8 protein-coding genes are annotated in these 11888 nt (G+C 68.6%); 2 read left to right on the top strand and 6 right to left on the bottom strand.

Annotated features, from left to right (window positions below):
• A partial coding sequence (locus tag BST40_RS01205; RefSeq protein ID WP_208618893.1) for a hypothetical protein occupies positions 1-283 on the bottom strand: 283 nt, incomplete at its 3' end.
• Positions 284-458: 175 nt separating this feature from the next.
• On the opposite strand from BST40_RS01205, the gene BST40_RS01200 reads away from it, so the two are divergent.
• Together BST40_RS01200 and BST40_RS01195 are read left to right on the top strand one after the other, a co-directional pair.
• The gene (locus tag BST40_RS01200) at positions 459-881 is read left to right on the top strand and encodes a hypothetical protein (RefSeq protein ID WP_075546978.1); all 423 of its coding nucleotides are present in this window, start codon (positions 459-461) and stop codon (positions 879-881) included.
• Positions 882-891: 10 nt separating this feature from the next.
• Complete coding sequence (locus BST40_RS01195) at positions 892-2439, top strand: HNH endonuclease signature motif containing protein (protein ID WP_083153160.1); 1548 nt, start codon at positions 892-894, stop codon at positions 2437-2439.
• Between the two features lie 457 nt (positions 2440-2896).
• Here the strand turns inward: BST40_RS01195 and BST40_RS31375 are convergent, their stop codons facing one another.
• The 5 genes from BST40_RS31375 to recC form a co-directional block, all read right to left on the bottom strand.
• Positions 2897-3118, bottom strand: a complete 222-nt coding sequence (locus BST40_RS31375; RefSeq protein ID WP_240316573.1) for a hypothetical protein — start codon at positions 3116-3118, stop codon at positions 2897-2899.
• A 182-nt stretch (positions 3119-3300) separates the two neighbouring features.
• A complete protein-coding gene (locus tag BST40_RS32430) occupies positions 3301-3429 on the bottom strand; it encodes a hypothetical protein (RefSeq protein ID WP_255245974.1) in 129 nt (42 codons plus the stop codon).
• Positions 3430-3596: 167 nt separating this feature from the next.
• Positions 3597-5303 carry an exodeoxyribonuclease V subunit alpha gene (recD, locus tag BST40_RS01180; RefSeq protein ID WP_075546980.1) on the bottom strand — a complete coding sequence of 569 codons (1707 nt, stop codon included), beginning with the start codon at positions 5301-5303 and terminating at the stop codon, positions 3597-3599.
• Positions 5300-8578, bottom strand: a complete 3279-nt coding sequence (recB, locus tag BST40_RS01175) for an exodeoxyribonuclease V subunit beta (protein ID WP_083153158.1) — start codon at positions 8576-8578, stop codon at positions 5300-5302. Before recB ends, recD begins: the two co-directional genes overlap by 4 nt.
• Positions 8578-11859: an exodeoxyribonuclease V subunit gamma gene (gene recC / locus BST40_RS01170; protein WP_083153157.1), complete on the bottom strand. Its 3282-nt coding sequence runs from the start codon at positions 11857-11859 to the stop codon at positions 8578-8580. The genes recB and recC overlap by 1 nt, the downstream gene beginning before the upstream one ends.
• Between the last annotated feature and the right edge of the window lie 29 nt (positions 11860-11888).

The raw sequence follows: 11888 nt of genomic DNA, 5'->3' as shown, positions 1-11888 counted from the left end.
CTGTGGAGGTGGGACGGCGGGTTGCCTTGTCGACTCGCGCCACCGCGTTTTGGAAGGCCCGAGAGACCGTTCCGACGGTGTAGGAGTCGATGTCGTCGGCCCCGAGTATGGTCACCCGCAAAGTGTCGGTGAGGGTTGGCACCTGCCCGACGACCTGCGACCAGGCCATCACGATCGCACCCTGCTCGTAGGCGTCGACGAGTTCGTCGCCTGTTTCGGCGGCCAGCGTGGCATCACGCGCTCGGCGCAATGCGCCGAACTCGTCGACCGGATCCACAGCCATAGTGTTACCTCCACAAAGCGCTGCCGGGTACCCGGGAGGGTGCTTCCGTGACCAAGTGCAAGCGAGATTGCGCGCGAACACGTGCAAGATAGGAACAAGTCGTTCTTGAACTGGCCTGGGGGACGGCGGCTTACGGCACCCAAGCTGATAGAACAGCCGCACCTACCATCTGCTGTTGATACTCGCGCTGTTCCAGGGCGGCTACGACTCAAACGGCTCACAGTCATCAGCGGCGATCGCGCGCCGTTCTACGCTGCAGTCCACCAAGGCCGCGTTCGTCCGCGGCCTGGCCCTGGCCGCCCAATTCTTCGACGTTCAATACCGGGATAGGGCTGCGCGACTGGGGCGAGCCCACGGTCTGAGCCTGTGGCAAGTGGCACTGTGCGACGAGACCTCGCCACTGGTTCCGTCGGCGTCGGCGCGCGTGGATAACCTGGTCAGCGTTTTCGCCGCTGTCTTCCGCCGGACCGGGCAACGCGATCTCGCCGCGCTGCCTGATGCTCGCGTTCTTGCCAGCACCGCGGTTACCGCATCGGCTTCACGCGTCGTTGTCGGGCGGGTGGTCGGTTCAGATCGTGTTGTCGGTGCCGTCGTCTAGTATCGCTCATATGTTCGAAGTCTCGTTGCCGGATCCGGCTGAACTGCGCCGATGCGACGACTCTGCGCTGGTGGCAGCGATCGAGGACTGCGCTCGCGCGGAGGCGGCCGCGAGTGCTCGGCGGTTGTCGGCGATCGCCGCGCTGACCTGTCGGCGCACCGCCAGTGACCAGCGCGCAGACTGGGCTTGCGACGAATGGGACAGCGCTGCTGCCGAGGTGGCTGCCGCGCTGGGTCTGAGTCAGGGCAGGGCGTCTGGGCAGATGCATCTGAGCCTGGCGTTAAATCGGCTGCCCAAGGTGGCGGCGCTGTTTTTGGCCGGAGGGCTTAGCGCGCGGTTGATGTCGGTCATCGCGTGGCGGACCTATCTGGTCCGCGACCCCGAGGCGCAGCGACTCGTCGATGCCGCGGTGGCCGAACACGCCGGTGCGTGGGGGCCGTTGTCGGCGTCCAAATTGGAGCAAGCCATCGACGGGTGGGTTGATCGCTACGACCCCGGTGCGTTGCGGCGCACCCGTGCGGCGGCCCGCGGCCGCGACGTGTGCTTCGGCGAACCCGACGACGACGTGGGCACCGCCGCGTTGTGGGGCCGGCTATATGCCACCGACGCCGCGATGCTGGATCGGCGGCTGAAACAGATGGCCCACGGGGTGTGCGACGACGACCCGCGCACCCTGGCTCAGCGCCGCGCCGATGCGCTGGGCGCATTGGCGGCAGGCGCCGAACAGCTGGTTTGCGGGTGCGGTAACGCCGACTGCCCCTGCGGTGCCGGCGACACCAACGAGCGGGCCAGCGGTGTGGTCATCCACGTCGTCGCCGAGTCCTGCGCGCTGGATGCTGCAGCTGACCCGCACATGTCGGGTGAGGTGCCCCCATCGCGGCCAATCACTCCGGAGATGACGCTGGCCGAGGCGTTGGCGCCGGACCCCGAACCCGATCAGCCCGCCGCGTCATCGGTCAAGCCGCCGGCCGCGTTGATTACCAGCGGGGGTGTGGTGCCTGCGCCGGTGCTGGCCGAGTTGATCCGCGGCGGGGCCATCATCAGCCCCGTGCGCCAACCCGCCGGCCTTGGGTTAGAGCCGCACCACCGACCGTCGGCCAAGCTGGCGGAGTTCATCCGAATCCGCGATTTGACATGCCGGTTCCCCGGATGTGACGTGCCCGCCGAATTTTGTGACATCGACCATACGGTGCCCTGGCCGTTGGGGCCCACACATCCGTCAAACCTTAAGTGTGCGTGTCGAAAACACCACCTGTTGAAAACGTTCTGGACGGCCTGGAAGGATGAGCAGCTGCCCGACGGCACGGTGATCTGGACCGCGCCCAACGGAGCGACCTACACCACCCGCCCCGGCAGCTGGATCTTCTTTCCCGCCTGGAACACCACCACCAGCGACTTGCCCCCAACACCAACCCCCGCAACTACTATCGGTGACCGCGGCGCGATGATGCCCCACCGGCAACGCACCCGAGCCGCCGAGGTCGCCCGCCGCATCAAATCCGAACGGGCCCTCAACGATGCCCACGTCGCCGAACGCAACAAGCCACCACCATTTTGACCAAGAGCGCTGGTGCACCGAAACGCGCGCCGGACAGCCGAATATGGCCCTTGCCGTCAAACGAAGACAGCGGATTCGCCTACCGCCGGGGTTCAATTGACAACCGGCGGGACTTCATTCAGCCGTATTTCCCGGGCAGCTATCACTGTCTGACGGGCGCGCCCGGAGCCGCTCGCGTTGATCACCTCGCCGATGGATGGTGTCGGGATAATCCCCAGGCTGGCGGCGTACCGAGGGGCACGGCGAGATTCCATTGATGTTCACGCCGATATTCCTGGTAAGGCTTCGCCAGTGTCGTGTCTGGGCGATTGGCCATCCCGGACCAGGCCTGACGCGCAGTGCGCAGATCGGCGCGGGACTGGGGCTGGGATTCAAGCGGTTCCTGCCCGACATACGCAGCCAAAGCCGTCGCGAAACCTTGCTCAAGTGAATTCACTGACCGACATGACCCGAGCCGCTATGGCTGATGGCGGCCGGGAGCGGCCGTCGGCAAACCGACTGCAGCCGCAGCGGCGAGCAGGCGTTCGTCATAGGCAACGAATGTAACGAGCCATGAACTAAAAGCCGCGTGTGCGGTGGCAAGGTGGATCGCATCGAGGAAGCGAAGTGCCGCGTCGGGATATGTGGCCGCCGCCGCCCGTACCACCTCGTCGACCTCGTAGCGTGCTACGCGGGCCATCAATCCAGGACATTTGTGAGCAGTCCGGGTTCGACGCACCGCAGGGCGCGGAGCGGCTCCACTTCCGTCAGCGTCGACGACACTCATGCCGCGGGCGCCTGAGTGTCAAGCCGCTCCGTCAGAGCATCGCTTTCCGCTTCCCGCCGAATCAGTTTGATTAGGGCCGACGTGTGAGGTAGAGCTCAGTAACGCTCGTTGTCGCGCAACTCGCGCAGCACCTGGCCGGCCTCTTGCTCAGTCTTGATAGGCCCGCTCAAACGTGGCGCCGGTCCGCTGATGGTGGCGGGATGAAGCTTTCCGGAGCTAATCATCTCGGCTAGGGGACTCTCCTGGGCCGGAACCAAATGAGCTATGACGGTTCCGCGTTCGGTGATGTCGATGTGAAAGGTACTACGAATTCGTGGTGCACAGGTCGGCGCCACGATGAGACGCTCGAGAACAGACGACGCCAGACCGCCCCGGCCATCCAACGCCGAAATCACTGACGCTGCAACCGCATTCGTAGCCCGGATGCCCGCACCGCGCGTCGCTCGACCGCGGCCCGCACCGACGCCTCGGAACCCACCACCCGCACCTTCTCCTTGGCCCGAGTGACCGCGGTATAGAAGAGCTCACGCGTCAGCAATCGTGAATCCTGTTCCGGCAGTAAGACTGTCACCGCATCGGCCTGGCTGCCCTGGCTCTTGTGGATGGTCATGGCGTGCATGGTTTCGACGTCGGACAGCCGGCCCGTGGCGAAGTCGAGCGGGCCGGCCGCACCGGCCAAGACGGCGCGCAGACCGTCCGGGCCGGCCACGGCCACCCCGGTGTCGCCGTTGTACACCCGCAACCCGTAGTCGTTCGCGGTCACCAGCAGCGGGCGCCCGGCATACCACTGCGACCAGGGCGGCTGGCCCGTCTCTTCACCCAGCCAGGTCTCCACCTGTCGGTTCCAGTGCCCGACACCGAAAGGCCCGCGCCGGTGCGCGCACAGCATCCGGTGCTCGTCGAGGGTGCCCAACGCGACGTCCACGGCTCCCAGCAGCGCCGCCTCGCGCAGCCGCAACGCGTGCGGCACCAACACCGCGCGCAACCGTGGTGTCGGGTCGATGTCGTCGATGAACTCGATGTGCTCGTCACCCGATCGCAGCAGCGCAAGTACCCGGTCCGCGTCGCCGCCACGAATCGCATCGGCCAGGGTCCCAATCGATTTTCCGAACCGATGCGAGGTGCGCAGCGCGGCCACCCGCACGTCGTCTCGCGCCGCGAGCCCGTCCACCAGATCCGCCAGCACCGCACCGGCTTCGACCGACGCCAGCTGATCGGCATCGCCCACCAGAATCAGCCGGGCGCCCGGACGAATCGCTTCCAGCAGCCGCGCCATCAGCGTCAGCGACACCATCGATGTCTCGTCGACCACGATCACGTCGTGCGGCAACCGATTACCGCGATCGTGCCGAAACCGCGACGACGTGTCCGGCCTGCTGCCGAGCAGACGATGCAGCGTAACCGCCTGCAACTGGCCGAGTCTCATGCGATCGGCCGCATCGAGACGGGTCACCTCGTGTCGTACCGCCTCGGCCAGCCGCGCCGCCGCCTTACCGGTAGGCGCTGCCAGCGCGATCCGGGGCCGCGACCGGCCGGCCAGTTCGGCCTGTTCGGCCAGTGCCGCCAGCAGGCGCGCGACCGTGGTGGTCTTTCCGGTTCCCGGCCCGCCGGTCAGTACCGTGAGGCCTTGCGAGACAGCGATTTCCGCGGCGGCTCGCTGTTCGTGGTAGCCGGATGGGAAAAGTCGCTCAAAGGTAAGACCGGACGGTCTGGGAACCAGCATGGCCACCACGTCGTCACACACCTGCTGTTCCTCGCGCCAGTACCGGTCGAGGTACAGCAGCCGGTCGTCATAGAGATGCAGCACCGGCGGATCCGCGAGCAGCGTGCTGACCCGCACCGCGGCCAGCAACTGCTCGGGGTCCGGCCACGGTAGGCCGTCAGCGGCCCCCGCGATCGTCGACAAGTCCACGCACACCGAGCCACCGCGCAGCGCCCGCACCGCCAGCGCCGCGGCCAGCGCCACCCGGTCATCTGTCTCCTTGCCCAGGGCGCACAGACGCTGTGCCACATGGACGTCCGCGAGATCGAGCACCCCGGCTTCGTTGAAGGCGTGCAGCAGGCCCGTTGCGGTAACGGCGGTCTCGACAACGCTCACCCGACACGTCTCCCGTCATCGAGAAGATCCGACAGCGCCACCACCAAGTCGGCGGGCGCGGCCCAGCCGAACACCCCGGCCGGGTGCCCGTCCCGGATCGGCGTTTCGGCACCACACATTCCCCGCACGAACAGATACAGCACCCCGCCCACATGCCGCTCTGGATCGTATCCGGGCTGCCGCCACCGCAGAAACCTATGCAGCACAACCACATACAGCAGGGCCTGCAACGGATAGTCGGAATGCAGCATAGCCTCGGTCAAGCGGGCGAAACCGTAGTCGGCGGCGGTGGCGCCCAAGTGGTTGGTCTTGTAGTCCACCACCAGGTATCGCTGCTGCGGCAACCGCAACACCACATCTATCGACCCGGACAGATACCCCCGCAGCGACTGATCGCCCAAACCGGGCGACGTCAACCGATCGGCATAGGACCAGAACGGATCACTGCGCGGCAGGTGTGCCCGCAGCAGCTCGCCCACATCCGACAGTGACACCAGAGACACCCGCGGCGCCCGGGCCCGCAGATCACCACCCGCCAGCGGTATCTCGAAGTCCAGCTCTCGCAGCCGATCCCGCACTCCGATATCGCGCAATGTCAAGTCGCCGGCCAGCGGCCCCAGCGGCGAATCGTGCATCGGCACCAGCGCCGTCGCCAGTTCGGCAGCGTCGGCGTCGACCGGCCACCACGGCGCGTGCCGTCGCAGCTGCTCCTCGAGCTCGCCGGCCAAGTCGACGGCCTGCGGGTCGGCCGTTTCCAGCACCGCATGCACCAGCGACCCGAAGGCCGCACCGGACGGCATGGCGGCCAGCGGCGAGTCGAGGTCGGCACCCGAACCCGGCTCAGAAACGACCACGGCATCCACCTCGTCGGCGCGCACGTCGACCTCGGGCTCGCTGGTCACACCGGACTGCGCAACCCCTTCCGCGCCGCGCACCAGCGCCGAGTACGACGTACGCCGCCAGCTGGTGTCGATCTGGCGGTGGAAATGCCGGACCGCCAAACCGCCAGTCGGCGAGCCGGTTTCGATGGCGGCGGGGGAGACGATCGTCGATTCTTCGACCGACGGTCCGCCGGCTTGCTGCCAGCGCGTGAACACCGCCCACGCGTCGTCGTCGCAGACCCGCGGTGTGCACCTATCCGGCACCGCCGGGTCACCGCTGCCACGACCGCGCAGGAGCCGCGACAGCCCGCCGTTGACTTCGTCGACGGTCGGCGCCCACCACGCCACCACCTGAGACTGGGCCCGAGTGAGCGCGACATAGGTGAGCCGGATGTTGTCACGGGCCGCCTCGGCACGGTTCAACTCCTCAACCGATCGGTTGGCGTCGCCACCGAGATAGAGGCAGCGGGTATCGGTGTCGTCGTGATACAGCAGGATGTCGTCGCGGCGGACGTTCCGGTTGAACATGAATGGCACGTACACGATCGGAAACTGCAGACCCTTGGCCACGAACACCGTCATGATCTGCACCGCCGCGGCGTCACTGTCCAGGCGGCGGTTCTGCTCGGCGGCACGGGTGCTGTCGTCGCACTGCCTGCGCAGCCAATCACGAAGAGCCGGAAGGCCATAGCGCTGCCGATGAGCCGTCTCGTGCAGCAGCTGAGCGAGATGCGCCAGGTCGGTCATGTGTCGCTCGCCGCCGCGCTGGCCCAACACCCGGCGACCCATGCCGGCCAGCTGCGCGGCCTCGAACACCGCCGCCACCCCCCGTAGCCGAGCCTGGTCGGTCCACTCACGCAGCATCGCGGCCACCCGATCGGTCAGCGCATCACCTTCAGCGGCCAGCGTCTCCGCGGTCTCGCCGAAAAACATGGTGCAGGCGGCGGCGCGGACCAGGCCGGTGCGCTGCGGCGCGTCGAAGGCCTCCAGCAGGCACAGCCAGTCCTTGGCCGCCCGCGACGCGAACACATCGGTGTCGCCGGTGTAGACCGCCGGGATACCCGCCGTCGCCAAGGCATCCCGGCAGGCCCTCGCGTCTCGGTGATGTTCGACGATCACCGCGATGTCGCCGGCCGCCACCGGCCGTCCGGCGAACCTGGCGCCGCTGGACAGCAGGGACGCGATATCCCCGGCCAGGTCGGCGGGAATATGCTCGCGCAACAAGCTGATTGGCACGTTGGCGGTACCGTCGTAGCCGACGGTCGGCCGCCTGACGACCCGCAGCCGAAACGGCGCGCCGCGCGGCGCCCCCGCCAGACGATGTCCGCCGTGGTGCGCCTCGATGTCGTGCACCACGATCTCCGGATGACCCAGTGCGGCACCCCGCAGCACCGTCTGCAGGCTCTCGACGAGCACCCCGTCACTGCGCCAGTTGACTCCCAACGTGTAGCGGGCGTCGGCGGTGCGGGCCGCCTTGAGGTAGGTGTAGATGTCGCCGCCGCGAAAGCCGTAAATGGCCTGCTTCGGGTCGCCGATCATTATCAGCGTCGACACGCCCCGGAAAGCACGTTCCAGCACCTGCCACTGGATCGGATCGGTGTCCTGGAATTCGTCCACCAACACGATTCGCCACCGGCGCCGCATCCGGTCACGAGCCGGCGAGTCCGCTGCCGCAAGGGCTTTCGACAACCGCAGCAGCAGGTCGTCGTAGCCGAGAATCCGTAGCCGGCGCTTCCGCCGTTCCAGCTCGTCGAGCACCTGCTCGGCGAAGTCCATCCGGACACCGGCCGCGCTGTCCGGATCCGGATCCAGCGGGCGCCGCTGCGCGTACGGATCGGCGACGACGCAGCGGGCCAGATCGAGCGCCTGCGCATACGTCAGCACCGGATCGGTGTCGCTGTTGGCGAAGCGCGCGAGGTAGCAGTCGTCGACGATCTCGGCCACCAGGTCGTCGAGGCTCTCCTGCAAGACGAAGCCGGAATCGCTGTCGCCCGCCACGCCAAGGGATCTCAGCACCGAGCCGCAGAACTCGTGGGTGGTGGCGATGGTGGCCGCATCGAAGTGGGCCAGCGCGTCACGCAGCCGGGCCAGCCGTACCGCGCGCTGGGCCTCGCTACCCACCAGGTGCCTGACCAGATCAGTGTCGGGCGGCATTCGGCCGTCCAGAGCGGCCACCGCCGCCACGATCTGGTCGCGGACGCGTTCGCGAAGCTCGCGGCTGGCCGCGCGGTTGAACGTGATCAGCAGCATCTCGTCGAGGGTGACGTCGGTCTCGGCGAGGTAGCGAGTCACCAGACCGGCCAGCGCGAACGTCTTGCCGGTGCCCGCGCTGGCCTCCAGCACAATGGTGGTGCCGTGCGCGGGCAGCGGCCCCAGCAGGTCGAAGCGCTCCATCAGCCGGTCCTCTCGGCGTGCAGCAGCGGCAGCCACAACCGGGCCGCCAGCGCACCTAGGCGGGTGTCCTCGCCGGCCACCTCCTCGCCCGGGCGGGGCGCGTCAAGCAGCACACCGAAGGCGGGCTTGTCGCCCCAGACCCGTAGGTGCGCGGGCTCCCGGTCGTCTCCGTCGCGAAACCTGTTCGACTCCCAGCGTTCTCGCGCGACCGCTGCGGGCTCGTCGCCGTCCCGGCGCGCCTGCGCCCACGCGTACGACGTTTTCAGTGGCAGCGGCAACGGCTCACGGCGGCCCGCGTCGTACAGCGACACCAGATCGCGCAGCACCGCCACCGGGTCCGGAGGCGGTGCGAATTGCCTTCTGGCGGTGCGGTTCCTGCCGGCTCCGCGGCCGATGCACAGCGCCGCCCACTCGCGGGCCGGAAGTTGAGCGGCCAACGCGACCAGCCCGATCCAGGACGTCAGCACATGCTTGGGCGCCAGCTTCGAGTACGTCACCGACACCAGATGCTCGCCGTAGACGGGCGTGACGGTCCCGCTGAGCCGGCGGCCGGCACCGAGATCGACGTCAATGTCGTAGGCGTCGCCGTCGGCCGCCATGTGCGGCAGCGCGGCCCGGGCCAGCCGGCATGCACCGTCGAGGATTTCCTTCGTCTTGCGCACCCCGATGCGCCCGGGCGGCAGGGTTCCGCGGCGCCATTCGGCGTTGGCGGCCGCATCCGGATGCATGCCGCGCAGGATGTCGTGCAGTATCCGGTCGCCGACCGTCCACGCCTGCAGGGCGTCGATCTCGACGGGCATCTCGTCCTCGACGGTGTCGACGTCCCAGGGCAGGGTGACATCGAGCGCCCGGAAGAATCCTTTGACCGGGTTCTTGAAGAAGTCCAGCAGATCGGCCAGCGTCACGTCGACGGCGGGCGGCTCAGGCAGCCGGTCGCCAATGAAACCCACAGGCGCACGGCGTGTTCCGGTGGCCGCTTCGGCGGCCGCGAGCGCAGCAGGGTCGAAGGTGAACGGTGTGGCGGGCACCAGTGCCCCGGGTGTGACGTTCTTGCGGTCGAAGGGCTGCAACGGATGTCTGGTGAGAACCTGCCGCCGCACCGGCGCTCCCGTCGTGCGATCCAGCGCGTCGAGCACCTCGGCCAGCGGCACGGCCGGCGGACGCGGCTGCCCGGTGTGCTCGTCGGCGCCGGTGTAGGTGATCACCAATGTCTCGGTGGCCGAACCGATCGCGTCAAGCAGCAACTGGCGATCCTCGGAGCGGACGTCACGCTCACCGGTCATCGGTGCCCGCGCCAGCAGGTCGTCACCGTCCGGCGCGCTGTGTCGCGGGAAGATGCCGTCGTCGAGCCCGACCAGGCACACCACCCGATGCGGCACCGAGCGCATCGGCACCATGGTGCACACGGTCAGGGTGCCGGTGCGAAAGTTGGCCCGGGTGGGACGCCCGCCCAGCGATGCATCCAGTAACGCCGACACGTCGGGCAGCCGCAGCAGCGTGGACATGCGGGCGCCGGCTTGGGCGCGCACGTCGGCGAATTCCCGCTGCAGCTGCGCCTGCTGCCAATCCTCGTCGCAGCGGGTCAGTAGGCCCACCCCGTCCGTCAACGCATCCAGCCAGTCGGTCAACGGCATTGCGCCACCAAGTCGTTCGACCACGTGTTGCAACCGCGCGACATACTCGGCCAGGCGTCCCGCCAAGTCCACCCGGTTGCTGCCGACATCGTCGAGCGGCAGCGCGGTGTCCAGCCACGCCCGCGAGTCGTCCGACATGGCCACGCCGGTCAGGATGCGGTCGATGCCGAACCGCCAGGTGTTGTGCAGGAAACGCTCCAGCCCGTAGGGCCGGCGATGGTGCCGATCGAATCCCCACCGGATGTTGGATTGGCGCACCCAGTCGGTGATCACGTCGAGATCGTCGTCGCTGAAACCGAAGCGGGCGCGCACCGGGGTGGCCTGCGCGAGGTTGAGCACCTGGCTGGCGGTGGCCCGACCGCCCGCAATACCGAGCAGTTCGGCGGCGACGCCGAGCAGCGGATTGGTCTGGGTGAGCGCGCGGTCGGCGAGCCGGACCCGAAGCCGGTGCGCCGGATGCCCGGTACCGGCGACCTCACCCAGGCCGAAGGCGGCCACGATCAGCGGCGCGTAGGTCTCGATATCGGGACACATCACCACCACGTCGCGCGGTTCCAGGGTTGGGTCGTCCGCCAGCAGACCCAGCAGCACCTCGCGCAGCACGTCGACCTGCCGGGCCGGCCCGTGACAGGCGTGGACCTGCACCGAGCGGTCGCCGACGGCCAGCCGCCGTCCGTCCGGACGCGTCGCGTTGGCGGCGATGTCGGTTTGCAGCCAGCCCAGCAACGTGTCGGGTTTGGTTGTCCCGCCGAGGAATTCGTCGCTCGCCGCAGCGGCCGGCAGCGCCCGTTGCAGCTCCCGCAGGTCGCGCCCGAGGGTGTGCAGCAACGGGTGCCGGGCAGCGTGCCCGCTGGTGTCCTGACGTCGTGGCGCCGCGCCGTAGACACCGGCGAGCGCTTGCCACAGATCGTCACTGGGGTGGGGCAGCCACAGGTGCAGATCGTGATGCGTGGCCAGCGCGCCGAGCAGTTGCACGTCGGTGCACGCCAGCCGGGTGTGCCCGAAAAGCGACAGCCGCGCCGGCAGGTCGGCCGGGCCCGCGGTCAGCCGGGCCACGGTCTGTTCGTGCCGGACGTGCGGCGGATCGGCCGGGACCGCGGCTACCAATGCCCGCCACAATTCGGGTTGCCACGCCAGGTCCGCGTCCACGTCGTCGTGCCCGTCCAGCCAGCCGGCCAGCAACGCAGGACGCTGCCGCGCGTAGGAGGCGAACAGCCCGGCCAGGCGGCGCGCCACCGAATAGCGGCGACCGCGGCGCAACTCGGCCTCGACGGCGTCGGTGTCGAAGTGGCCCAGATGCGTTGCCAGTGAGCGGCACCACGGTTCGTCGAGTACGGTGTCGATCACCTCCAGCAGCGGCCACGTCATGGCCTCCGGCGACCACGGGTCGGTGTCGGCGGTCCCGGTAATCTCGGCGATGAGCGATTGCGGGCTGCGGAATGCGACGCCGGCGCACACGCCGTCGCCGTGGGCGCCGCGGCTGCCCAACACCTGGGACAGGTGCTGGCTCAGCCAGCGTTCCATGCCGCGGGCGGCGACCAGCACCAGCTCCGATGCGAACGGGTCGGGCAGCGGGTCGGCCAGCAGGGCGCCGAGTCCGTCGGCAAGGAGGTCGGTGCGCTCGGCACGGTGGAGATGAAGTGCCATCGCGGGCCACCATAGCGGCCGGCGCCACG

The organism is Mycobacterium persicum, assembly GCF_002086675.1.
Taxonomy (GTDB): Bacteria; Actinomycetota; Actinomycetes; order Mycobacteriales; family Mycobacteriaceae; genus Mycobacterium; species Mycobacterium persicum.
The sequence above is the reverse complement of the archived record's forward strand: the minus strand, read 5'-3'. Positions and strand labels throughout refer to the sequence as shown.

Coding starts and splice junctions, on each gene's coding strand:
- BST40_RS01195 (WP_083153160.1), top strand. CDS start 892: ATGTTCGAAGTCTCGTTGCCGGATCCGGCTGAACTGCGCCGATGCGAC.
- BST40_RS31375 (WP_240316573.1), bottom strand. CDS start 3,118: ATGGCCCGCGTAGCACGCTACGAGGTCGACGAGGTGGTACGGGCGGCG.
- BST40_RS32430 (WP_255245974.1), bottom strand. CDS start 3,429: ATGATTAGCTCCGGAAAGCTTCATCCCGCCACCATCAGCGGACCGGCG.
- recB (WP_083153158.1), bottom strand. CDS start 8,578: ATGGAGCGCTTCGACCTGCTGGGGCCGCTGCCCGCGCACGGCACCACC.
- recC (WP_083153157.1), bottom strand. CDS start 11,859: ATGGCACTTCATCTCCACCGTGCCGAGCGCACCGACCTCCTTGCCGAC.